Origin of the sequence: Streptomyces griseochromogenes, from assembly GCF_001542625.1 — a bacterium.
Lineage (GTDB): Bacteria > Actinomycetota > Actinomycetes > Streptomycetales > Streptomycetaceae > Streptomyces > Streptomyces griseochromogenes.
Genome location: NZ_CP016279.1, coordinates 1,084,206 through 1,105,767, shown reverse-complemented (window position 1 = coordinate 1,105,767; position 21,562 = coordinate 1,084,206). Strand labels below are relative to the sequence as shown.

The window sequence follows — 21,562 nt, the reverse complement described above, 5'->3', positions numbered from 1 at the left end:
GCGCTTTTCCGTCGATACTCAACGGTGACCGCCCGTACGGGTTTCGTACACCGCGCCTTCTGACACTGTTCTGTCATGGGACAGCAAGCGACGCCGGTGCGAACGGCCAGGCTGGGAAGGGCAGTCGGCCCGGAGCCGACGGCGGTCAGCGGAGCGGTGCTGCTGCTCCCCGGCGGCGAGGAAGTGTCCGCCCGCCGGCCGTCCCTCGTCCGGGCGACCGCCTTCGCCCGCTCCCTGGGCCGCCGCTTCGCCCGCGCGGGCCGCGAGGAGGGGCTGGCCGTCCACAGCGTCCACTACCGCTACCGGGGCTGGAACGGCAGCGAGGCGCATCCGGCGGAGGACGCGCGATGGGCCGCCGACGAGGTCGTACGACGGTACGGAGATGTTCCCGTGTGCCTGGTCGGCCTGGACATGGGCGGCCGGGCCGCGCTGCGGGCGGGCGGGCACGAGGCCGTCAGCTCCGTGGTCGCGGTCGCCCCCTGGCTGCCGGAGGAGGATGTGGCCGCGCCCGCCGAGCCCGTGAAGCAGCTGGTGGGGCGGCGGGTGCTGATCGTGCACGGCACGAACGACGAGCGCAGCGATCCCGAGCTGTCGTTCCGCCTCGCGGCGCGGGCGAAGAAGGTGAACCGGGAGGTGTGCCGGTTCGAAGTGCACTCCGACGGCCATGGGCTGCATCAGCACCGGGACGAAGTGCTGAACCTCGCGGTGGACTTCGTGATGGGGGCGTTGTTCGGGTGTTCGGTTTCCCGGCCTGTGGAGGATGCGCTTGCCGCTCCGCCGCCCATCGGGCTTCGGATGCCGTTGGCCGCGGGGTTCGGTAAGTCGTTGCGGCGGTAGGGCTCGGGGGCTTGGGTCGTGTTCGGCCCGCGGGTGTGTCGTGGTTCCTCGCGCCCACGCGGCGGAGCCGCATGTCGAACACAGCCCCGCGCCCCTCAAGCGGGCAGGAGGCTCCCTCTTCTGGAGAGCAAGAACCTCTTGAAGGCGGCCACTGGTGGGGTGTCCGGGCGGTCGGCCAGCCAGGCGACGCCGATTTCGCGGGCCGCCTTGGGGGCTGTCACCGTCAGTTCCACCACGCCCGGACGCGGGACCGTCGGTGGGGGCAGGAGGGCGACGCCCAGGCCCGCTGCCACCAGGCCCCGCAGGGTTTCCGCCTCCTCGCCCTCGAAGGCCACCCTCGGGCGGAAGCCCGCCTGCCCGCAGAGATCGTCGGTGATGCGGCGCAGGCCATAGCCCGGCTCCAGGGTGACGAAGGTTTCGTCCGACGCCTCGGCCAGGCGGATGCGGCGGCGGGCGGCCAGGCGGTGGTCGGCCGGGACGACCAGACGCAGCTTCTGCTCGTCGAGACGGCGGGCGACGAGGTCGGGGGCGTCGGGGACCGGGGAGGTCAGGCAGAGGTCCAGCTCGCCCGCGCGCAGCCGCTCCAGCATCGCCTCGCCGTAGTTCTGGACGAGGCTGAAGCGGATGCGCGGGTGGTCCGCGCGGAAGGCGTGCAGAAGGCCCGGTACGGTCTCGGCGCCCATGGTGTGCAGGAAGCCGAAGGCCACCTTGCCGGTGGCCGGGTCGGCGTCGGCGCGCACCTCCTCGGCGGCCCGCTCGACCTCCGCCAGGGCGCGTTCGACGGAGGCGAGGAAGGTGCGGCCCGCGGTGGTGAGGGAGACGGTGCGGCCGTGACGGGCGAACAGGTCGACGCCCAGATCCTGTTCCAGGCGGGCCATGGCGCGCGAGAGGGTCGACTGGGGGACGTTCATCTCGTGGGCGGCCCGGGTGACGTGCTCGGTGCGGGCGACACCGGCGAAGTAGGCGAGGCGCGGGGCGAGCAGCCTCGACATCTCAGACATGTCTTCTGTGTCACTGGACGGTGACAGGCGAGCCTGTGAGCTTTGCTGATGCACCATGGGAACGATTATGGCGAATCCATGCATTGGACGGATGAGCGAGGCCGTACGTAGCTTCGAGGCATGTCTCCCGCCAGTACCGGGGCGTCCACCAGCGTGGACGCCGTCTCGTCCGTCCGTTCCTCCGAAGCCGACTCCCGCCTGGCGCCGGGCGGCCCCGGCTACCGCCGGATGAGCTTCGCCCTCTTCCTCGCCGGAGTCGCGACCTTCGCCCTCCTCTACTCCACCCAGGCCCTGCTGCCGCTGATCTCCGGGGAGTTCGGGGTCGCCGCGAGCGAGGCGAGCTGGACGGTGGCGGCCGCGACCGGTGGTCTGGCGCTGTTCGTGCTGCCGATGAGCGCCCTCTCGGAGCGCTTCGGCCGCCGTACGGTGATGACGGCCTCGCTGGCGGTCGCGGTGGGCGTCGGCCTGCTGGTGCCGTTCGCGCCGTCGATCGGGGCGCTGGTGGTGCTGCGCGCGGTGCAGGGCGCGGCGCTGGCCGGTCTTCCGGCGTCGGCGACGGCGTATCTGGCCGAGGAGGTCCGGCCGAAGGCGCTGGTGACGGCGATCGGGCTGTTCGTGGCGGGCAACAGCGTGGGCGGGATGAGCGGCCGGGTGATCACCGGCTGGGTCGCGCAGGAGTGGGGCTGGCGGGTCGCCGTCGGGGTGATCGGCGTGATCGCGGTGGCCTGCGCGGTGGCGTTCCGTCTGCTGCTGCCGGCGCCGCGGCACTTCAAGCCCGGCTCGCTGCGCCCGCGCGTCCTCCTCGACACGGTCCGCGGCCACCTCTCCGACCCGCTGCTGCGCCGCCTGTACGCGATCGGCGCGCTGTTCATGACGGTGTTCGGCGGCGTGTACACGGTGATCGGCTACCGCCTGACTGAGGCGCCGTTCTCGCTCCCGCAGGGCATCGTGGGCTCGATCTTCCTGGTGTACCTGGTCGGTACGGTGTCCGCGTCGACGGCGGGGCGCCTGGTGGGCCGTCTCGGCCGCCGGGGCGCGCTGTACCTGGCGGGCGGCACGACCGCGGCGGGCCTGCTGCTCTCCCTGGCCGGCTCCCTCCCGCTGGTCCTGCTGGGCCTGGTCCTGATCACGGCGGGCTTCTTCGCGGGGCACGCGGTCGCCTCCTCGGCGGTCAGCAGGACGGCCACCCACGGCCGCGCCCAGGCCTCGGCCCTCTACCAGTCCGCGTACTACATCGGCTCCAGCGCCGGCAGCACGGTCGGCGCGATGGCCTTCCGCTCGGGCGGCTGGGCCGGCACGGTCACCGTGGGGATCTTCGCGGTCCTCGGCGTCGTCACGATCACGGTGTTCGGCTCGCGAGCGGCCCGGGTGGCCGCCCGGCAGGCACCGGCGACGGCGCACTGACCCCTCGGCTCCCGGCCGCGGCCGCAACCGGTCTGAGCTGGGCGTCTTCGTGCTCCGGGAGCCATTGTCAGTGGGCTGCGGTAGCTTCCGAGGTGCTGGGGCGCGAAGGCGCGTGAACAGAACGGCCACAGGGGTGGGTGGACGATGGGCGACAGCACGGCGACGGCGGATCTCGACATCGCATTGGAAAAGCACCGGACCGAGCTGACCGGGTACTGCTACCGCATGCTCGGCTCGTCCTTCGAGGCCGAGGACGCGGTGCAGGACACCCTGGTGCGGGCCTGGCGGAGCTACGACAAGTTCGAGGGCCGCTCCAGCCTGCGCTCGTGGCTGTACCGGATCGCGACGAACGTATGCCTGGACATGCTGACGGCGGGCAACAAGCGCGCCCGCCCCATGGACCTGACCGAGTCGACGCCTCTCGCACAGGCGGCGCTCTCCCCCCGCCCGGACAACACCTGGCTGGAGCCGGTGCCGGACACGCGGGTGCTGCCGACGGTCGACGACCCGGCGGAGGCGGCCGTCGCCAAGGAGTCGGTCCGGCTGGCGTTCATGGCGGCCCTCCAGCAGCTGCCGCCCAAGCAGCGGGCGGTGCTGATCCTGCGCGAGGTGCTGGCGTGGAAGGCGAGCGAGGTCGCCGAGCTGCTGGACACCACGGTCGCCTCGGTCAACAGCGCGCTGCAGCGGGCGCGGGCCACGCTGGCCGAGCGGGAGCGGTCCGGCGCCGACGCGGAGGTCTCCGACCCGCTCGACGAGGAGCAGCTCAAGCTCCTGGAGCGCTATGTGAAGGCCTTCGAGGGCTACGACATGACGGCGCTGACGGCCCTGCTGCACGAGGACGCCGTCATGACGATGCCGCCGTTCGACCTGTGGCTGACCGGCCACGACGACATCACGGGCTTCATGACCACCCTGGGCGCCGCCTGCGCCGGGTCACGCCTGCTGCCCGTGCAGGTCAACGGACTGCCGGGCTTCGCCCAGTACAAGCCGGACCCGGAGGCGGGCGGCTTCACCCCGTGGTCGATCCAGGTCCTGGAGATCTCAGACGGCCGGCTGACCGGGTTCCACTTCTTCCTCGACACTCAGCGCTGGTTCCCCCTCTTCGGCCTGCCCCTCCACCTCGAAGCGGAGCCCGACCAGGTCGAGGAGGGCGTGTAGCGCGGGGTCGGGGTCGCGCAGCCGTATCCGCCCGCCGGCCCGGCGGGCGGCCAGCTGCAGCCGCGCCAGCAGGTCGACGGTCCCGAGCCCCGGAGGCCCGAGCCCGCCCACGTCACACACGACCACCCCGGCCTCCTCGCCCTCCAGCAGCGCCCGCACATCGGCACAGAGCCCCGGCACCGTGTCCCGGGTGACGGGGCCGAGCAACACGAGCACTGCGGGTGTCTTGGCGTCCACGTGCGGTAGACCGGCGGGCCGGCCGTAACTCATCGCGGCGGCCCGCTGCCGGACGGAGATCACATTGACCAGCTCCCCATCGCGCGCGGAGGGTTGGCCTTGTGCAGGGGGTGCTGAGCGGGTTCGCGGTGATCGCGGTCGTCATCGGGGTGGGCTATGTGCTGGGGCGGCGCGGCTCGCTCGGCGAGCGGGGCGGTGAGGTGCTGACGCGGCTGGCGTTCGGCGTCGCAGGGCCGGCCCTCCTCTTCACGACCCTCGCCAGGGCCGACCTCGCGGTGCTCTTCTCCAGCCGCCTGCTGGTGACGGCCCTGAGCACGGCGGCGGTCTTCGGTGTCTTCGTCGCGGTCGGTGTGGTGCGCCGCTGGGGCGTGGGCCGCACCACGATCGGCGCCCTGTGCTCCGGGTACGTCAACTCGGGCAACCTCGGCATCCCGATCGCCGCGTACGTTCTGGGCGACGCGTCCCTGGTGGCGCCGGTGCTGCTGTTCCAGGTCGTGCTGGTCACCCCGGTCGCCCTCACGGTCCTGGACCTCTCCGGCATGGGCGAGAAGGGCACGGTGGGGCGACGGCTGCTGACGCCCTTGCGGAACCCGATAGCGGTCGGCTCGCTGTCGGGTGTCGTTGTGTCAGCGGCGGGCTGGAAGGTCCCCGACCCCGTCATGGACCCCCTCACCCTGATCGGCAACATGTCCGTCCCGGCGGCCCTGCTGGCCTTCGGCATGTCGCTGCACGGCAGCGCGCTCCTGAGCCGGGGGCGCAACCGCGCGCCGGTCCTGCTTTCGATGGGGCTGAAGTCGGTGGGACAGCCGCTGGTGGCGTGGGTGCTGGCGAGGGCCGTCTTCGGCCTGCACGGCGCACCCTTGCTGGACGTGGTGGTCACCTCGGCGCTCCCGGCCGCCCAGAACCTGTTCACCTACGCGAGCCGCTACCGGGTGGCCGAGTCCCTGGCCCGCGAGTCGGTCCTGTTGTCGACAGTGGTGTCGGTGCCGGTGCTGGTGGGGGTGGCGGCGGTGCTGGGGTGAGGGTCAGTCGACAGGGAACTCGCCGGTGTCGATCGTGACGTCGAACGGCTCCGGCAGCTTGATGGGATCGCCGAACTTCACGGCGCTCAGGGTCCGGTAGCCCTCGCCCTTCGGCTCCCCGTAGAGCGTCGCGGTGGGGCCGCCGGGCGCCCAGGGGTCGACGAGGAGGTAGAGCGGAATACCCGCGGTGGCGTAGGCGGCGGGCTTGCTGACCCGGTCGTGACGGGCGTTGGACTTGGACGTCACCTCGACGACGAGTTCGGCGAGGGCTGCGGGGATGTAGGAGTCCGTCTCCGGGCGCTCCTGAACCGGCGTCACCAGCAGGTCCGGGATGAGCATGCCCAGGCGTGACGGTACGGCGATCGACAGCGTCTGGAAGATCCCCCAGTCATCGGGGGTCACGGAGTAGAGGCGACGCTGGATGCGTTCCGCGATGACGTTGTGGCGGAACGCGGGAGAAGGTGACACGGTGATGATCCCCTCGATGATCTCCACCTTGCTGCCCTCGGGCCATTCCATCTCCTCCCAGTACCGGACGAGGTCGTCCCAGTTCTGGTCGGGGTCCTGGCTCACGGTGAGTGCGCTCATGGCGGTCTCCAATCGGTGCGTCACCGATCCCAGCATGCCGAACGGGACCGGCAGTGGTCTACCGATCCCGTTCACCCGAAAGGGGAAACCGCAGGTCAGGCAATACGTTCCAGCACCACCGGCGACGCCGTGAAGTCCGTCCCCGCCGCCGCGATGTCGTACGAACCCTCCACCGCCTGGAGCGCGTACTCGAAGCGCTCCGGGGTGTCCGTGTGCAGGGTCAGCAGCGGCTGGCCCTCGGTCACCGTGTCGCCCGGCTTGGCGTGCATCTCGATGCCCGCCCCTGCCTGCACCGGGTCCTCCTTGCGGGCGCGGCCCGCGCCGAGGCGCCAGGCGCCGACACCGATGTCGTAGGCGTCCAGGCGGGTGAGGACACCGGAGGAGGGCGCCTTGATGACGTGCTGCTCCTTCGACGTGGGCAGCTCCGCGTCCGGGTCGCCGCCCTGGGCCGCGATCATGCGGCGCCAGACGTCCATCGCCGAGCCGTCGGCCAGGGCCTTCGCCGGGTCCGCGTCCTTCACACCGGCCGCGTCGAGCATCTCGCGGGCGAGCGCGATCGTCAGCTCGACCACGTCCGCCGGGCCGCCGCCCGCCAGGACCTCGACCGACTCGCGGACCTCCAGGGCGTTGCCCGCGGTGAGGCCGAGAGGGGTGGACATGTCGGTCAGGAGCGCGACCGTCTTCACTCCGTGGTCGGTGCCGAGACCGACCATCGTGGACGCCAGCTCGCGCGCGTCCTCGATCGTCTTCATGAAGGCACCGGAGCCGACCTTCACGTCCAGGACCAGGGAGCCGGTGCCTTCCGCGATCTTCTTCGACATGATCGAGGAGGCGATCAGGGGGATCGCCTCGACCGTGCCGGTGACGTCGCGCAGGGCGTACAGCTTCTTGTCGGCGGGGGCCAGGCCGTCGCCCGCCGCGCAGATCACCGCGCCCGTGGTGTCCAGGACGTGCAGCATCTCCTCGTTGGAGAGCAGGGCACGCCAGCCGGGGATCGACTCCAGCTTGTCCAGGGTGCCGCCGGTGTGGCCGAGGCCCCGGCCCGAGAGCTGGGGGACGGCCGCGCCGCAGGCCGCGACGAGGGGCGCGAGCGGGAGCGTGATCTTGTCGCCGACGCCGCCCGTGGAGTGCTTGTCCGCGGTCGGGCGGGACAGCGAGGAGAAGTCCATGCGCTCGCCGGAGGCGATCATGGCCGCGGTCCAGCGGGCGATCTCACGGCGGTTCATGCCGTTGAGCAGGATCGCCATGTTGAGTGCCGCCATCTGGTAGTCGGCGACCTCGCCGCGGGTGTACGCGTCGATGACCCAGTCGATCTGCTCGTCGGTCAGCTCACCGCGGTCCCGCTTGGTGCGGATGACGGAGATGGCGTCCATGGCCATGGCTGATGGCTTCCTTCCGGGAGGTGCGAAGTGTGCGGCCCCCCTGAGCAGGTCAGGGGGGCCGCACGGGAGTTACTTGGTGAGATGGTCCGGGCCGAAGGCCTGGGGCAGCATCTCGGCGAGCGGGAGGACGCCCGCGGGGGTGTCGAGGAGCAGGTCGGGACCGCCGAACTCGTAGAGCAGCTGGCGGCAGCGGCCGCACGGGACGAGCAGGCCGCCCGTGCCGTCGACGCAGGTGAAGTGCGTCAGGCGGCCGCCGCCCGTGCGCTGCAGCTGCGAGACCAGACCGCACTCGGCGCACAGGCCGAGGCCGTAGGAGGCGTTCTCGACGTTGCAGCCGGTGACCGTGCGCCCGTCGTCGACCAGTGCCGCCACGCCGACCGGGAAGCCCGAGTAGGGGGCGTAGGCATGGGACATGGCCTCGCGCGCCTCGGCCCGCAGGGCCTCCCAGTCGAAGTCGGCGGCAGGGCTGGTCACTTGCCCTGTCCCTTCCGGTACGGCAGGCCGTCCGCCTTCGGCATGCGCAGCTTCTGCGCGGACAGCGACAGGACGAGCAGCGTGACGATGTACGGGGTCGCGGTCACCAGCTGGCGCGGAACCTCGTTCGTCGAGGCGTACCAGACGAACATCAGGGCCGCGATGACGACCGTGATGACGGCGGGGACGTACTTCTTCTTCCACGCCTGGTAGGCGGCGCCGAACACCAGCAGGATCGCGAGCAGCAGGATCAGCGCGTGGACGTTCACCGTGCCGCCGCGCAGGTTGAGGCTGTCGGTGTAGCCGAACAGGCCGGCGCCGAGGGCGAGGCCGCCCGGCATCCAGTTGCCGAAGATCATCGCGGCGAGACCGATGTAACCGCGGCCGGCCGTCTGGCCGTCGAGGTACACGTTCGAGGCGACGATGGACAGGAAGGCACCGCCGAGGCCGGCGAAGCCGCCGGAGATGATCACGGCGATGTACTTGTACTTGTACACGTTGACGCCGAGGGACTCGGCCGCCACCGGGTTCTCGCCGCAGGAGCGCAGGCGCAGGCCGAAGGAGGTGCGCCACAGCACCCACCAGGTCGCCGGGATCATGGCGACCGCGATGACGGTCAGCGGGGACAGGTCGGTGACCAGGCCGCCGAGCAGACCCGCGATGTCCGAGACCAGGAACCAGTGCTTCTCGTTGAGCGTGTTCAGCCAGTCCGACAGACCGGGGATGCTGAACTCGCCGAGGGAGTCGATCGGCGGGGACTGCTTGGTGGAGCCCTGCGGGGCGTTGGCGAAGGTGAACTTCGACAGGTAGCGGGTGGTGCCGAGGGCCAGGATGTTCAGCGCCACACCGGAGACGATGTGGTTGACGTTGAAGGTGACGGTGGCGATGGCGTGCAGGACGGCGCCGAGCGCGCCGCCGATGATGCCGAAGACGACACCGGTCCACGGGCCCCACTGGTAGCCGGCCCAGGCGCCGAACCAGGTGCCGAGGATCATCATGCCCTCGAGACCGATGTTGACGACGCCCGCGCGCTCGGCCCACAGGCCGCCGAGGCCGGCGAGGCCGATCGGCACCGCGAGCTGGAGCGCGGTGGACATCTGGCCGACCGAGGTGATGCCGTCCGCGCCGGTGATGATGCGGACGATCGAGGTGAGCACCAGCACGCCTGCGATGACCAGCAGGAGTACCGGGAGCGACATACGGCGGCCGCCCTTGCCGGGCTGCTTCGCCTGCGGCTTGGCGATGGTCGCGGTGGACATCAGGCAGCCACCTCCTTGTTGGTGTTCTGGGCGGCGGCCGCGGCCAGCTCGGCGCCGACCCGGCGCTGCTGGCGGCGCAGAGCCCACTGCTGGACGGCCGCGTACGAGATGACGACCGCGAAGACGATCAGGCCCTGCATGATCGTCGCGATTTCCTTGTCGTACGCCACGGGGGTCGCGTAGTCGAGGGCGGGCGAGGCCTTGTCGAGGAAGGCCCACAGCAGGGCGGCCAGCGCGATGCCGCCCGGGTTGTTGCGGCCGAGCAGGGCGATGCCGATGGCGGTGAAGCCGAGGCCGACCGGGAAGCTCAGGCTGTAGGTGTGGCTGTCGCCGAGCAACAGCGGCAGACCGGCGAGGCCCGAGATGGCGCCGGAGATCAGCATCGCGGTCAGCACCATGCGCTTGGCGTCCACGCCGGAGGCCGCGGCGGCGGTCTCCGAGGCGCCGGTGGCGCGCAGGTCGAAGCCGAAGCGGGTGCGGTTGAGGACGATCCAGTAGCCGATGCCGAGGAGGACGGCGAGGAAGACCAGGCCGTAGATCTCGCCGACGTCCGAGCCCAGGTTGATGCCCGGGAACCAGCCGGACTTCTTCATGACACCGGTCGTCACGTTGTCGCCGACCTGCACGCCCCACACGTCGGTGAGGGTGACGTAGCCGATGACGGCGGTGGCGATGGAGTTCAGCATGATCGTCGCGACGACCTCGCTGACGCCCCGGGTGACCTTGAGGACACCGGCGATACCGGCCCAGAAGGCGCCGGTGGCCATGGCGGTGAGCAGCAGCACCGGGATCTGCAGGAAGCTGGGCAGGGCGATGTGCGCGCCGACGACGGCGGTCATCACCGCGGCGAGGCGGTACTGGCCGTCGACACCGATGTTGAACAGGTTCATGCGGAAGCCGAGGGCGACCGCGATGGCGGCGATGTAGTACAGCGACGCCTGGTTGATGATCAGCACCTGGATGTCCGAGTACGGCAGCTGCTGGAGCATCAGGTTGTACGGCTCGATCGGGTTCTTGCCCGAGGCGAGCAGGACCACGGAGGTCAGCACGATCGCCAGGACGAGCGCGATGACCGGTCCGGCCACCGCGACGAGCACCCGCTCCTTGTCGAACTTCTTCATCGGGCCTCGTCCTCCGGACCGGCGGTGTCGTCGCCCTCGGGGGCGGTCTCTTCGTGCTCCAGGTGACCGGTCGCGGCACCCGTCATGGCCGTGCCCAGCTCTTCCGGCGTGATGGTGGCCGGGTCGGCGTCGGCGACCAGCCTGCCGTCGTAGATGACGCGCAGGGTGTCCGACAGGCCGATCAGCTCGTCCAGGTCGGCGGAGATCAGCAGCACGGCCAGGCCCTCGCGGCGGGCCTCGCGGATGCGGTCCCAGATCTGCGCCTGGGCGCCGACGTCCACACCGCGGGTGGGGTGGGCGGCGATCAGGAACTTCGGGTCGTGGCTCATCTCGCGGCCGACGATCAGCTTCTGCTGGTTGCCGCCGGACAGGGAGGCCGCGGTGACGTCGATGCCGGGGGTACGGACGTCGTACTCCTCGACGATCCGGCGGGTGTCGGCCTGGGCGCCCTTGGGGTTCAGCCAGAAGCCCTTGGCGTTGGGCTTCTCGGTGACGTGGCCGAGGATGCGGTTCTCCCAGAGGGGGGCCTCCAGCAGCAGGCCCTGGCGGTGGCGGTCCTCGGGGATGTAGCCGAAGCCGGACTCGCGGCGCTTGCGGGTGGCCCAGGGGGTGATGTCCTCGCCGAGGAAGACGACCTGGCCGGAGTCGGCGTGCTTGGTGCCGATCAGCGCGTCGATCAGCTCGGTCTGGCCGTTGCCCTCGACACCGGCGATGCCCATGACCTCGCCGGCGTGGATGGTGAAGGAGACGTCGTCGAGGACACGCTTGGCCGCGCTGGGGCTGGTGGCCTCGGTGAGGACGTCGGCGCCGGGCGCGGCGCCGGACGAGCCGGCCGTCGCGGTCTCGGGCTGCGCGCCGAGCTCCCCGAGGGACGCGCCGCCGCGGGCGTAGACGGTGAGGTTCCGAACCTCCAGGACCGCCCGGTCGGTGACGGTGGACTCGGCGGTCTCCGGGGTGGGCAGCTCGCTGCCGACCATCAGCTCGGCCAGCTGGCGCGGGGTGGTCTCGGACGGGATCGCGGTCCCGACCGTCGTACCGCGCCGGATGACGGTGATGTCGTCGGCGACGGAGAGCACCTCGCCCAGCTTGTGGGAGATGAAGATGACGGACAGGCCCTCGGACTTCAGCTCGCGCAGGTTGTCGAAGAGCGCGTCGACCTCCTGCGGGACCAGCACGGCGGTCGGCTCGTCGAGGATCAGGGTGCGGGCGCCGCGGAAGAGGACCTTGAGGATCTCCACACGCTGACGGTCGGCCACACCGAGGTCCTCGACCAGCACGTCCGGGCGGATGCCCAGGCCGTAGCGGTCGGAGATCTCCTTGATCTTCTTGCGGGCGCCGCCGCCGATGCCGTGCAGCTTCTCGCTGCCGAGCACCACGTTCTCCAGCACGGTCAGGTTGTCGGCCAGCATGAAGTGCTGGTGGACCATGCCGATGCCGCGGGCGATGGCTTCGCCGGGGCTGGAGAAGCTCACCTGCTCGCCGTCGACCGAGATGGTGCCCTCGTCCGGCTTCTGCATGCCGTAGAGGATCTTCATCAGGGTGGACTTGCCGGCCCCGTTCTCGCCGACGAGGGCATGGACGGTGCCCTTGCGGACCGTGAGGTGGATGTCGTGGTTGGCCACGACACCGGGGAATCGCTTGGTGATGCCCGCGAGCTCGACCGCGACTGTCGACGGAGCGGTGAGCGGAGGGCTGCTGGACGCGTCGATGGCGCACTCTCCTCGGGAAAGGGGCCGCTCTACGCGCGTAGCGCCCCTGCTTTAAATAGTGCCCGGATCTGACCGACCTTGATCGAGAACTTTCTCTCGATCAAAAATCCGATCCGTTCCGAGCATTCTGCCGCGCGAACGGGGTGCGGGCAGGTCATCCTCTCCGCACCCCGTTCCGCGGCCGTAACGCTGCCATTACAGCGTTCTGTTGGCCAAGGCCTCTGACCTAGATCGTCAGGAGGTCTTCACCTTGATGCTGCCGTCCTTGATACCGGCCTCGGCCTTCTTGATCGCGGCCTGCATGGCGGCGTTGTTCTTGAAGGTCGGGTTGGAGTCGGCCAGGCCCACGCCGCCGTTCTCCAGGGAGCCGCGGATCTCGCCGGTCAGCGGCTTCTTGTCCTTGATGACCGACTTGGACAGGTCGTAGACCGCGCCCTCGACGTTCTTCAGGGCCGAGGTCAGGATGTAGCTCTTGTACTTGGCGAGCGCAGCCTGCTTGTACTGGTCGGAGTCGACGCCGATGGCCCACACCTTGTGCTCGGCGGCGGACTTGATCACGCCCTGGCCGGAGAGGCCGGCGGCGGCGTAGATCACGTCGGCGCCCGCGTCGATCTGGCCGTTGGCGGCGTTCTCACCCTTGTCCGGGCTGGAGAAGCCACCCTCCTGGGCCGTCTGGGTCAGGTACTGCGACTCGACCTTGATCTTCGGGTTGACGGACTTGGCGCCCTGCTCGTAACCCGCCTCGAACTTGTGGATCAGCGGGACGTCCACGCCGCCGATGAAGCCGATGTGGTTCTTCTTGGTCGCCTTGGCGGCCGCGACACCGGCGAGGTACGAGGACTGCTCCTCGTGGAAGACCATGTCGGCGACGTTCTTCGCCTGGGTCTGGTTGTCGTCGATGATGCCGAAGGTGACCTTCGGGAACTTCTGCGCGGCCTCCTTCACGGCACCCGCGTAGGCGAAGCCGACGCCGATGACCGGGTTGTAGCCCGCCTTCGCCAGGGTCTCCAGGCGCTGGATCTTGTCCGCGTCCGACTCGTTGTCCTGCGGCTCGACGTCCCGGCCGCTGACGCCGAAGTCCTTCTGGGCCTTCTGGAAGCCCGCGTAGGCGGCGTCGTTGAAGGACTGGTCGCCCTTGCCGCCGACGTCGTACGCCAGGCCGATGCCCTTGGACTTGCCCTCGGAGGAGGAAGAGGTGGACGAGCTGCCACAGGCAGAGACAGTTACGGCGAGCGCTGCGGTCGCAACGCCTGCAATCGTGATGCGGGACACCCGGCGCATGGAACTTGACTCCTTTGTGCAAGCGCCCAAACCAGGCGCTGGTTCCGCCGCAGCGTAACGCGCGTAGACCAGACGGAAAACCCCCAATGTCCGCTCCGTTATCGAGCTGTGGCCACAGTCACCGTCAAGGTTACGGACAGCAGTACACCCCTTGCGGGAGGCAAGGGGTGTACGGGCCGAAGGCCCCCGAGCGGGCGGAGAAGCAAAGGTCAGATCATTCGATTTCGACCGCGCTCTTACCGGCGTCTCACTTGGTGTTGACGGTGATCTTTCCGTCGATGATGTCCTGCTTGGCCTTCTCCACGGCCGAGGCCACCGCGGTCATCGCCTTATACTTCGGGTTGGAGTCGGCGAAGCCGACACCACCGGACTTCAGGTCGCCACGCACCTCGCCGGACAGGGGCTTGCCCTGGTAGACGGACTTGACCAGGTCGTAGACCGCTCCGCCGACGTTCTTCAGGGCCGAGCCGAGGATGTAGTCCTTGTACTTGGCGAGCGCGCTCTGCTGGTACTGGTCGGAGTCCACTCCGATGGCCCACACCTTGTGCTCGGCGGCGGACTTGATCACGCCCTGCCCGGAGAGGCCGGCCGCGTGGTAGATGACGTCGGCACCGGCGTCGATCTGGCCGTTGGCCGCGTTCTCGCCCTTGTCCGGGCTGGAGAAACCGCCCTCCGCCGGCGTCTGGGTCAGATACTGCGACTCGATCTTGATCTTCGGGTTGACGGCCTTGGCGCCCTGGTCGAACCCGGCCTCGAACTTGTGGATCAGCGGGATGTCCACGCCGCCGATGAAGCCGATGTGGTTCTTCTTGGTCGCCTTGGCGGCCGCGACACCGGCGAGGTACGAGGACTGCTCCTCGTGGAAGACCATGTCGGCGACGTTCTTCGCCTGGATGGTGTTGTCGTCGATGATGCCGAAGGTGACCTTCGGATACTTGAGGGCGACCTGCTTCACGGCGGGCGCGTAGGCGAAGCCGACGCCGATGACCGGGTTGTAGCCGGCCTTCGCCAGGGTCTCCAGGCGCTGCACCTTGTCGGCGTCCGACTCGCCGGCCTGCGGCTCGATGTCCCGGCCGCCGATCTTGAACTCGACCTGGGCCTTCTTGAAGCCGGCGTAGGCGGCGTCGTTGAAGGACTGGTCGCCCTTGCCGCCGATGTCGTAGGCGAGGCCGATGCCCTTGGCGGAGTACTTGCCGTCCTTGGTCGGCGTGCCGGTGGATTCAGTGCTGGACTTGCCGCAGCCGGCAGCCGCGAGGGCGACGACCGAGACGGCCACCGCGACCTGGGAGAACCTCGTTCTCCGGGACATCTTCCGAGAGACCATACGCACAGCAAGCACCCTTCCATCCCCACGGCGCCGTCACCGGGCCGCTCTCCCCAATGTGCCGCCAGTGGTGGCGATTTCGGCGCACAGTAACGCGCGTAGAAGGGGAGAGGAACGGGGTTCCTCGTGGCCGTTATCGATTCGTGCCGACTCCGAGTTACGGCCGTGCGCCGCCGGTTACACCAGGGTGACACAAGGGGACGAAGAGGCACCAAACGGGCGCCCCCTCCCCTCCTCCCGGCGGTCTACTGGTCGTCGAGCAGCACGGCGGCCGTGAACAGCTCCACGCCGACCGTGATGGCTGACTCGTCGGCGTCGAAGTTGCCCTGGTGCAGGTCGCGGACCGTGCGGTCACCGGGGGCACGGACACCGAGCCGGGCCAGGGCGCCGGGCACCTGTTCCAGGTACCAGGAGAAGTCCTCGCCGCCGAGGCTCTGCTCGGTGCTCTCGACGGACTGCAGCCCGCGCCGGGCGACCATGGCCCTGCGCAGCAGATCGGTGGACTCCCGGTCGTTGACGACGGGAGGCACGCCCCGCACGTAGGTGATCTCCGACTTGGCCCGGTGCAGGGTGGCGACCTCGTCGATGGCCGCGTGCACGATGTCGGGTGCCTCGCGCCAGGCCTCCAGGTCCAGGCAGCGGATGGTGCCGGACAGCTCGGCGTGCTGCGGGATGACGTTCGGGGCGTGGCCCGACTCGATCCGGCCCCAGGTCAGGGCGAGGCCGCTGCGGGCGTCGACGCGCCGGGCGACGATCGCGGGTACGTCGACGGCGACGCGGGCGACGGCGGTGACCAGGTCGGTGGTCAGATGGGGCCGGGCGGTGTGCCCGCCGGGCCCGTCCAGGGCGACGTCCAGGCGGTCGGCGGCGCTGGTGATGGCTCCGTGCCGCAGCCCGACCCGGCCGGCGTCGACCTTGGGATCGCAGTGCACGGCGAGGATCCGCCCGACGCCGTCGAGGACCCGGTCCTTGATGGCACCGAGGGCGCCGCCGGGCATCACTTCCTCGGCGGGCTGGAAGAGCAGCCGCACCGGACGGGGCAACAGGCCCTTGGCGTGCAGATCGGCGAGGACGAGCCCGGCGCCGAGCACCACGGCGGTGTGCATGTCGTGGCCGCAGGCGTGGGCGCGGTCCGGCACGGTGGACCGGTACGGGCAGTCGGTCTTGGTGTCCGGGATGGGCAGGGCGTCGATGTCGGCGCGCAGAGCCATCAGAGGGACGGCGGGCCGCTGCCCCTCCGGCAGTCCGATGTCACAGATGAGCCCGGTTCCGGTGGCGAGGACACGGGGGCGCAGCCCGGCCCGCTCGAGCCGCTCCTTGATCGCGGCGGTCGTACGGAACTCCTGGTTTCCCAGCTCGGGGTGCATGTGCAAGTCGCGGCGGAAGGCTACGAGTTCGGCGTGCAGGGACTCGCTGAGCACGCCGGGGAGCACATCCCCGGGGAGATCGGCCTCGGACTCTCGGGACATCAGTTGCTTCACCCTCTGAAGGGTAGGACGCCCGACCGGTCAACTGCCCATAGATCAACAAAAGTTCAGCCCGTTAGGGGAAGAAAAGCTGACCGACGGACGCTTGACGGCGGGCTCTGGTGGGTAAAACCTTTGTTTCCTCCTTCAACGGATACCACGCATCACCACGGTCGCGCGCGACTTGTCCACGGAACGGGACCGATCCCGGTAGGGTCCGCGACCGTGAGCGACTCGATGGCGGACTTCCTGCAGACCACCCGCTCCTCCTACGACGCGATCGCCAAGGACTACGCCTCGCGCTTCCCGGGCGGCCCGCCCCACCCCCTCGACCGCCGGCTGATCACCGCCTTCACCGAACTGGTCACGGCGAACGGCCCGGCCCCCGTGGCCGACCTCGGCAGCGGCCCCGGCAGCGTCACCGCCCTCCTGCACGACCTGGGCGTTCCGGTCTTCGGCGTGGACGTCTCCCCCGCGATGGTGGCCCTGGCCCGCGAGGCGCACCCCGGGCCGCGCTTCCACGTCGGCTCGATGACGTCCCTGGACCTCCCCGGCGCCGCCCTGGGCGGCATCCTGGCCCTGTACTCGACGATCCACGTCCCCGACGCCCACCTGCCGACGGTGTTCGCCGAATTCCACCGCACCCTGGCCCCCGGCGCCCCCGTCCTCGTCGCCTTCCAGTCCGGCCCCGAACCGGACCACCTCCATGTGGCGGAACGCTTCGGCCATGAGATCGACCTGGACTACTACATGCGCACGCCGGAACAGATCACGACGCCGCTCACCGCGGCGGGCCTGGAACTGGTGGCGACGGTGGTCCGAGAGCCGGACGGGGAGGAGGCCCGGCCACGGGCGTTCGTACTGGCGCGGAGGCCGTGAAGCGGCCGGAACCGACCGCCCGGGAGGACGGCCGGCAGCGGCCCTAGAAGTGTTCGACCTCTTGGCCCTCCGGGACCTGGTAGCAACCGGACACGACGTGCAGGCTCAGCTTCGGCGGGTCGTCCTTCGCCATTTCGACGATGTTGACACCTGCCTTCTGCTTGTCGTTGTCGGCAGTCAGGTTGATGTTCTTGTTCCTGCTGGTGTCCGGCCCGTATGTGACGATCTTCCATCCGTGCTTGGGCAGCTCCGTCTTGAGCCGCTCCATCGCCACGCCGAGGTCGCTCGCCGATGCGGGGTAGAAACTCCACCAATGGAAGATCCGGAAGTATTTCTTCCTGTCCTTTCCCGAGCATTCCGAAACAAACGGACGGCTGTCGGACGCCTTTCCCTTGACACCGATCAGGTCGTAGATACCGCTCGACACCTTTTCCATGGCATCGGAGGCGTCACGCGAGGTGCTCGTACCGGAAGAAGGGGTTTCATCGGAGTCGTTGTCAGTCATGCCGCATCCAGTGACAGTGGTCAGTACAAGGGGGACGGCGACCGCGAGGACGCCCAGTTTGATCTTCACGTCGGGGAATCTCTCCTACTTCACATGCGCCCAATAATCGGGATCCGCTCCCCCGAAACCGGGTGACGGCTTCAGCGCCACATCATCGCCCTTCCCGACCACGACCAGGGCTTGATTCTTCAGACTCTGGGACGGGCCATGGGAAGTCTCGTCCCAGTAACCGCTGTGCCCTTCCGTGTCCGTGGCCATCTGGTTGGCACCGAATTGGGGATCGCTGGGGATGATGAAGGCGTCCCCGCCATGGCCGTAGCGGCCGAGGTCCGGAACCACGTCTCCGTCGGCCTCCTCGTTCCACACGTGCCCCTTGGGCACGTCCAGCTCGTCGGCGCCTGACACCTTGACACCGGGACTGCCCGCGAAGACGAGGTCATCGGCGCTGACATGCCCCGTCTGGGCCGCGGCACCAACGAGCGTCGTTCCATACGAGTGGGCGATCACCGTGCGATGCGCAGCCGTATCACCGGTGTGTGTCGTGTCGAGCCCATCCAGGAACTTGTTGAACGCCGGCGCCCCGTCGTATGCGTAGTGTTCGAAGGGCGCGTCCTTTACGACGTCGTCGGGCGCGTCGTAGCCGAGCCAGGTGATCGTGGAAACGGATTTCCCGTTGGCCTCGTCATGAGCCGCATGCCAGACCTTGGTCATCCGGTCGATACCTCCACCGATGCTGCCCAGATCCGACGTCGTCCCCGGCACGTAAACCGCCTGATGATCCGCGGTGTCCGGGTTTCCGTTGGCGACGATCGCGCGGCCGTCCCCTTCGGCACTGAACCCCAGCAGGTACGCCTCGGGCAGTCCGTTCGTTCCCGTCGAGTCGAAGCGCTCCTGGATCGCGTTCATGCCGTCGAGGGACTTGTGAGCTTTCTTCCTTTTCTCTTCCCAGTCCTTCCACTCCTGGGTCTCGACCATCGCTCCCTTCACCTCGGTGCCCGTCATCGGATTGAAGTAGGGCCCGTACCGCTTGGGTTCGGGATTCTTTTTCAGCCAGGCGTCGTAGTCCAGCTGTGCTTGACCGTGGGTTTCGTCCAGCACGGTGCGGTTGGCCTCGTCCCGTACAACGGCGGGGAGCCCGTCCAGCTTGCCTATCGAGTCGGGGTGGACGGAGATGTAGTCCGCCTGCTGCTCCGGCGTGAGCCCCTTCCACCACGACGCGTTGTCCTTCGGGCTGCCGTCCTTGGGCGGGTGGGGCAGGGAATCGAGGTAGCCCTTGCCCGCGTCACGGACGCCGTCCATGTCCGACTTGGCATCGGACCAGTCCCGGTCGGACACCACCAGGTCGTCGTCGGCCTTCAGGGCGCGCAGCTTCGGCGCCCATTTCGCATCCGCGTCCGTGGCTTCCTTCAGGGCGTCGCCGATGCGGTTGGCGAAGTCCTGTGCCTTGCCGAAGTTCGGATTGGGGTGGATGTTGGCGGCCTGGCGCTCCAGTGCCTGCGCCGTCGGATCCGTCGGGCTCGTGTCCGGCGGCATGGTGCCGCCTTCCGGGACCTTGCCGTCGACTTCCTTGCCGCCCGCCGGATAGGTGACCGAGCCGTCGGCGCCGACGGTGCAGCCGGCCGCCTTCGCGTCCTCGAGCACCGCCTCCAGCTTCCGCTTCGCCGCCGCCATGTCGAACGCGAACCCGTTCAGCGCGGTGCTGACCAGACCGCACTCGGTCTGTACGTAGTGGAAGTTCTTCGACACCTCCTTCAGCTCCCGCAGAGCGGCCTCGGCCGTCTTGCCGTCGAGCTGGTTGCGGATCCCCGCGGAGATCTGGTTCTCGACCGTGTCCTTGGCCGAACTGGCCATGTCACCCGTGGCCCGGTACCCGTCCGCCGCTTCCTGGTACTCGGACGGCTTGAAAGCCTTCAGCGTCGCAAGATCCATGGCGGTCGATCACTTGTCCTTCGTCGGGCACATGACGGGGTCGGTGTCCTGGTACTTGGCCTTGATCTTGTCCAGCTCGGCCCTGACATCCGAGTCGAGCATGTTCAGGTCGTGTCCCGAGCGTTCCAGCAGACCGCCCAACTCACCGCAGCGGCCGCCCACATCACCGACGTACTTCTTCCAGGAGTCGTACAGCTCCTTCTGCGCCGCCGCCGACTGGCAGCCGGCCGTGTCCCCCAGGCCCGACTGCCCGTCGTCCAGCTTCGTCAGCGCCTTGCCGACGTCGTCCTTCAGGCCTTTGACATCCTCACCGGCCTTCGCCCAGGCCTTCTTGTCCGACTTCAGCCGGTCCGAACTCCCCCCATGGGAATCGCCGCCCGGATCGGACGGAATCGAGTTCAGCCGCATCCGGGTGGAGCCGCGCGCCGCCGCTTCCGCCTTCAGTTGCTCCCATTCGTCCCACGCCATGCGTGATGACCTCCCCGTTTCCCCGTTGCCCCGTTACCCCGTTCCCGGCGGCATCCGCCGCCTTGTGCATGATCAAGCGCACAAGGTAAGAAAATCCTAACGCGATCACGCTTACCGTAACGAGGCTCCGACGCCCCCTCATCCGCACCGGCGTCCACGGCGACCGGGTATCCGTACTCATGACACGGTCGTCGGCGAACTGGGCGGTCGCGGCGATCGCCGGCCTCGCGACGTACACCGACCGGACCGTGGAGCAGGTCGTCGACGTGTACGAGACCGCGCTCAGGGCCGCGGCGCACACCGGTGAAGAACCGGCCCGACCCGCGATCGGTCAGGCCGGCTAGGCCAGGCTCACCGCCGCCAGCCGGTGTACGTCCCGCGCCGTCCCCGTGACCCCCGACAGGAAGCCCTGTGCCCGGGGTGAGGCGTTCTCCGTCAGCCAGGTGGGGTCGATGTCGAAGACGGCCACGCGGACGCCCGTGCCGACGAGGGCGAGGGGGAGGGTGTGGACGACCGTGGAGGGGAAGCTGAGGATCGTACGGCCGATGGGGCCGCGGCGGGCGATCAGTTCCAGGGGGAGGTCCGGGCGGACTATCTCCAGGCCCGTCTCGGCGGCCAGCCGGTGCAGCTTCTCCGCGCTCTCGCGACGGTGGGCGAAGTAGCGGGTGGCGCCGTGAGCCCTGGCCAGGCCGCGGACGGCTTCGAGATAGCGGTCGCCGTCCACCACACCGGTCTCCACCAGGGACGTGCCGACCATGTCGGCTCCCTTGGTGATGCGCGGCGGGCCGAAGCGGGCCCGGGTCCAGGCGAAGTCGTTGGCGGTGATCGTGACGCCTTCGGGCGTCTCCGTCACCGGCATGGAGGAGAAGACCTCGACGCGGCGCCGGGCGCTCGGCGTGAGGCGGCGGCGGGCCGAGGAGGAGACCGGGGCGAAGAGCAGGTCGCGGGCTCCGGGGCGGCCGCCCTTGCGGTGCCAGCGGACCAGGCGTTCGCCGCGGGCCAGCTGGGCGACGAATTCCATGGTCGCCGTGCCGTCGTCGACCACCACCAGGTCACGGGCACGGGTGATCGTCAGCAGCAGTTGTACGTAGCGGGAGAACGGGTCTCCCATGACGATGCGGTCGGCCCGGCGGAGCGCCCCCGCCAGGCCGCCGATCGTCGAGAAGGGCGCGGTCGTGCCGCCCCGCGCCTCTTCCCAGCGCACCCGGTACCCCTCGTCCCGGGCCAGGTCCGCCATGCGGCGCAGCTGGCCCCGGGTCATGGGGTCGGTCGGGGACAGTACGACGACGGTGAGCTCCGAGTCGGCCGGCTGTATGGCGCTGGCCGGCGACCGCCGTGCCTGCGCGGGCACGGACGGCCGGGCCGGCTCGTCGGCGCCGCGCAGGCCGTGGAGGTGTGCCCACTCCAGTACGTTCAGCAGCTGTACCGGGCTCTCCACGAAGGCGAGCGTGTGGGCGGGGTGGCCGGCCTGGCCGGCGCGGGGGCTCATCGTCGTACGACCGTCCCGTCGTAGGGCAG

General features: G+C 69.6%; 21 protein-coding genes. 6 read left to right on the top strand and 15 right to left on the bottom strand.

Features of this window, described 5'->3' with window-relative positions; translation table 11 throughout:
* The first annotated feature begins 75 nt into the window (after nt 1-75).
* Nucleotides 76-837: an alpha/beta hydrolase gene (locus tag AVL59_RS05245; protein ID WP_067300011.1), complete on the top strand. Its 762-nt coding sequence runs from the start codon at nt 76-78 to the stop codon at nt 835-837.
* Nucleotides 838-932: 95 nt separating this feature from the next.
* Here AVL59_RS05245 and AVL59_RS05240 read toward each other — a convergent pair whose 3' ends face one another.
* Entirely contained in the window at nt 933-1,895 is a 963-nt protein-coding gene (locus AVL59_RS05240; RefSeq protein WP_067300010.1) for a LysR family transcriptional regulator, read from the bottom strand.
* Between the two features lie 63 nt (nt 1,896-1,958).
* Here AVL59_RS05240 and AVL59_RS05235 point away from each other — a divergent pair, with 63 nt between their 5' ends.
* Together AVL59_RS05235 and AVL59_RS05230 are read left to right on the top strand one after the other, a co-directional pair.
* The gene (locus tag AVL59_RS05235; RefSeq protein WP_067300009.1) at nt 1,959-3,242 is read left to right on the top strand and encodes an MFS transporter; all 1,284 of its coding nucleotides are present in this window, start codon (nt 1,959-1,961) and stop codon (nt 3,240-3,242) included.
* A gap of 144 nt (nt 3,243-3,386) precedes the next feature.
* The gene (locus AVL59_RS05230) at nt 3,387-4,400 is read left to right on the top strand and encodes a sigma-70 family RNA polymerase sigma factor (RefSeq protein WP_067300008.1); all 1,014 of its coding nucleotides are present in this window, start codon (nt 3,387-3,389) and stop codon (nt 4,398-4,400) included.
* Here AVL59_RS05230 and AVL59_RS47480 read toward each other — a convergent pair.
* Nucleotides 4,284-4,670: an STAS domain-containing protein gene (locus tag AVL59_RS47480; RefSeq protein ID WP_159400234.1), complete on the bottom strand. Its 387-nt coding sequence runs from the start codon at nt 4,668-4,670 to the stop codon at nt 4,284-4,286. The two genes, AVL59_RS05230 and AVL59_RS47480, sit on opposite strands and share 117 nt — an antisense overlap.
* Before the next feature lie 68 nt (nt 4,671-4,738).
* On the opposite strand from AVL59_RS47480, the gene AVL59_RS05225 reads away from it, so the two are divergent.
* Nucleotides 4,739-5,659 carry an AEC family transporter gene (locus AVL59_RS05225; protein ID WP_067300007.1) on the top strand — a complete coding sequence of 307 codons (921 nt, stop codon included), beginning with the start codon at nt 4,739-4,741 and terminating at the stop codon, nt 5,657-5,659.
* A gap of 3 nt (nt 5,660-5,662) precedes the next feature.
* Here AVL59_RS05225 and AVL59_RS05220 read toward each other — a convergent pair whose 3' ends face one another.
* From AVL59_RS05220 to AVL59_RS05180, 9 genes are all read right to left on the bottom strand, one after another.
* Nucleotides 5,663-6,247, bottom strand: coding sequence for a Uma2 family endonuclease (locus AVL59_RS05220; RefSeq protein ID WP_067300006.1), 585 nt, complete (start codon nt 6,245-6,247; stop codon nt 5,663-5,665).
* Nucleotides 6,248-6,342: 95 nt separating this feature from the next.
* Nucleotides 6,343-7,620, bottom strand: a complete 1,278-nt coding sequence (locus tag AVL59_RS05215) for a thymidine phosphorylase (RefSeq protein ID WP_208870573.1) — start codon at nt 7,618-7,620, stop codon at nt 6,343-6,345.
* Nucleotides 7,621-7,698: 78 nt separating this feature from the next.
* Nucleotides 7,699-8,103, bottom strand: a complete 405-nt coding sequence (locus AVL59_RS05210) for a cytidine deaminase (RefSeq protein ID WP_067300004.1) — start codon at nt 8,101-8,103, stop codon at nt 7,699-7,701.
* Complete coding sequence (locus AVL59_RS05205) at nt 8,100-9,362, bottom strand: ABC transporter permease (RefSeq protein ID WP_067300003.1); 1,263 nt, start codon at nt 9,360-9,362, stop codon at nt 8,100-8,102. Before AVL59_RS05205 ends, AVL59_RS05210 begins: the two co-directional genes overlap by 4 nt.
* Nucleotides 9,362-10,483, bottom strand: a complete 1,122-nt coding sequence (locus tag AVL59_RS05200; RefSeq protein ID WP_067300002.1) for an ABC transporter permease — start codon at nt 10,481-10,483, stop codon at nt 9,362-9,364. Before AVL59_RS05200 ends, AVL59_RS05205 begins: the two co-directional genes overlap by 1 nt.
* Nucleotides 10,480-12,192, bottom strand: coding sequence for an ABC transporter ATP-binding protein (locus AVL59_RS05195; RefSeq protein ID WP_067300001.1), 1,713 nt, complete (start codon nt 12,190-12,192; stop codon nt 10,480-10,482). The genes AVL59_RS05200 and AVL59_RS05195 overlap by 4 nt, the downstream gene beginning before the upstream one ends.
* Before the next feature lie 234 nt (nt 12,193-12,426).
* Nucleotides 12,427-13,473, bottom strand: a complete 1,047-nt coding sequence (locus AVL59_RS05190; RefSeq protein WP_067300000.1) for a BMP family lipoprotein — start codon at nt 13,471-13,473, stop codon at nt 12,427-12,429.
* Between the two features lie 247 nt (nt 13,474-13,720).
* Nucleotides 13,721-14,782 (bottom strand): BMP family lipoprotein, encoded by a 1,062-nt coding sequence (locus AVL59_RS05185; protein WP_067316916.1) that lies wholly within the window; start codon nt 14,780-14,782, stop codon nt 13,721-13,723.
* A gap of 260 nt (nt 14,783-15,042) precedes the next feature.
* The gene (locus AVL59_RS05180; protein WP_208870572.1) at nt 15,043-16,266 is read right to left on the bottom strand and encodes an amidohydrolase; all 1,224 of its coding nucleotides are present in this window, start codon (nt 16,264-16,266) and stop codon (nt 15,043-15,045) included.
* A gap of 222 nt (nt 16,267-16,488) precedes the next feature.
* Between AVL59_RS05180 and AVL59_RS05175 the strand changes: the two genes are divergently transcribed.
* Entirely contained in the window at nt 16,489-17,142 is a 654-nt protein-coding gene (locus AVL59_RS05175; protein WP_067299999.1) for a class I SAM-dependent DNA methyltransferase, read from the top strand.
* A gap of 43 nt (nt 17,143-17,185) precedes the next feature.
* On the opposite strand, the gene AVL59_RS05170 is transcribed toward AVL59_RS05175, so the two are convergent.
* Genes AVL59_RS05170 through AVL59_RS05160 form a run of 3 tightly spaced genes read right to left on the bottom strand, consistent with a single transcriptional unit; the run spans nt 17,186 to nt 20,044 of the window.
* Nucleotides 17,186-17,716: a hypothetical protein gene (locus tag AVL59_RS05170; RefSeq protein WP_067299998.1), complete on the bottom strand. Its 531-nt coding sequence runs from the start codon at nt 17,714-17,716 to the stop codon at nt 17,186-17,188.
* A gap of 15 nt (nt 17,717-17,731) precedes the next feature.
* Nucleotides 17,732-19,576, bottom strand: a complete 1,845-nt coding sequence (locus AVL59_RS05165) for an alpha/beta hydrolase (RefSeq protein WP_067299997.1) — start codon at nt 19,574-19,576, stop codon at nt 17,732-17,734.
* Between the two features lie 9 nt (nt 19,577-19,585).
* Nucleotides 19,586-20,044, bottom strand: a complete 459-nt coding sequence (locus tag AVL59_RS05160) for a hypothetical protein (RefSeq protein WP_067299996.1) — start codon at nt 20,042-20,044, stop codon at nt 19,586-19,588.
* 179 nt (nt 20,045-20,223) lie between these two features.
* Here AVL59_RS05160 and AVL59_RS51990 point away from each other — a divergent pair, with 179 nt between their 5' ends.
* A complete protein-coding gene (locus tag AVL59_RS51990; protein ID WP_159399865.1) occupies nt 20,224-20,388 on the top strand; it encodes a hypothetical protein in 165 nt (54 codons plus the stop codon).
* Here the strand turns inward: AVL59_RS51990 and AVL59_RS05155 are convergent.
* Complete coding sequence (locus AVL59_RS05155) at nt 20,385-21,533, bottom strand: hypothetical protein (RefSeq protein ID WP_067299995.1); 1,149 nt, start codon at nt 21,531-21,533, stop codon at nt 20,385-20,387. The two genes, AVL59_RS51990 and AVL59_RS05155, sit on opposite strands and share 4 nt — an antisense overlap.
* Nucleotides 21,534-21,562 lie beyond the last annotated feature (29 nt).

Excerpts from the sequence above, each read along its gene's own strand:
- AVL59_RS51990 (WP_159399865.1), top strand. The coding sequence starts at position 20,224 with ATGACACGGTCGTCGGCGAACTGGGCGGTCGCGGCGATCGCCGGCCTC.
- AVL59_RS05155 (WP_067299995.1), bottom strand. The coding sequence starts at position 21,533 with ATGAGCCCCCGCGCCGGCCAGGCCGGCCACCCCGCCCACACGCTCGCC.
- AVL59_RS05230 (WP_067300008.1), top strand. The coding sequence starts at position 3,387 with ATGGGCGACAGCACGGCGACGGCGGATCTCGACATCGCATTGGAAAAG.
- AVL59_RS05160 (WP_067299996.1), bottom strand. The coding sequence starts at position 20,044 with ATGGCGTGGGACGAATGGGAGCAACTGAAGGCGGAAGCGGCGGCGCGC.
- AVL59_RS05205 (WP_067300003.1), bottom strand. The coding sequence starts at position 9,362 with ATGTCCACCGCGACCATCGCCAAGCCGCAGGCGAAGCAGCCCGGCAAG.
- AVL59_RS05245 (WP_067300011.1), top strand. The coding sequence starts at position 76 with ATGGGACAGCAAGCGACGCCGGTGCGAACGGCCAGGCTGGGAAGGGCA.
- AVL59_RS05220 (WP_067300006.1), bottom strand. The coding sequence starts at position 6,247 with ATGAGCGCACTCACCGTGAGCCAGGACCCCGACCAGAACTGGGACGAC.
- AVL59_RS05180 (WP_208870572.1), bottom strand. The coding sequence starts at position 16,266 with ATGTCCCGAGAGTCCGAGGCCGATCTCCCCGGGGATGTGCTCCCCGGC.
- AVL59_RS05240 (WP_067300010.1), bottom strand. The coding sequence starts at position 1,895 with ATGGTGCATCAGCAAAGCTCACAGGCTCGCCTGTCACCGTCCAGTGAC.
- AVL59_RS05235 (WP_067300009.1), top strand. The coding sequence starts at position 1,959 with ATGTCTCCCGCCAGTACCGGGGCGTCCACCAGCGTGGACGCCGTCTCG.
- AVL59_RS47480 (WP_159400234.1), bottom strand. The coding sequence starts at position 4,670 with ATGAGTTACGGCCGGCCCGCCGGTCTACCGCACGTGGACGCCAAGACA.
- AVL59_RS05215 (WP_208870573.1), bottom strand. The coding sequence starts at position 7,620 with ATGGACGCCATCTCCGTCATCCGCACCAAGCGGGACCGCGGTGAGCTG.
- AVL59_RS05185 (WP_067316916.1), bottom strand. The coding sequence starts at position 14,782 with ATGTCCCGGAGAACGAGGTTCTCCCAGGTCGCGGTGGCCGTCTCGGTC.
- AVL59_RS05165 (WP_067299997.1), bottom strand. The coding sequence starts at position 19,576 with ATGGATCTTGCGACGCTGAAGGCTTTCAAGCCGTCCGAGTACCAGGAA.
- AVL59_RS05200 (WP_067300002.1), bottom strand. The coding sequence starts at position 10,483 with ATGAAGAAGTTCGACAAGGAGCGGGTGCTCGTCGCGGTGGCCGGACCG.
- AVL59_RS05190 (WP_067300000.1), bottom strand. The coding sequence starts at position 13,473 with ATGCGCCGGGTGTCCCGCATCACGATTGCAGGCGTTGCGACCGCAGCG.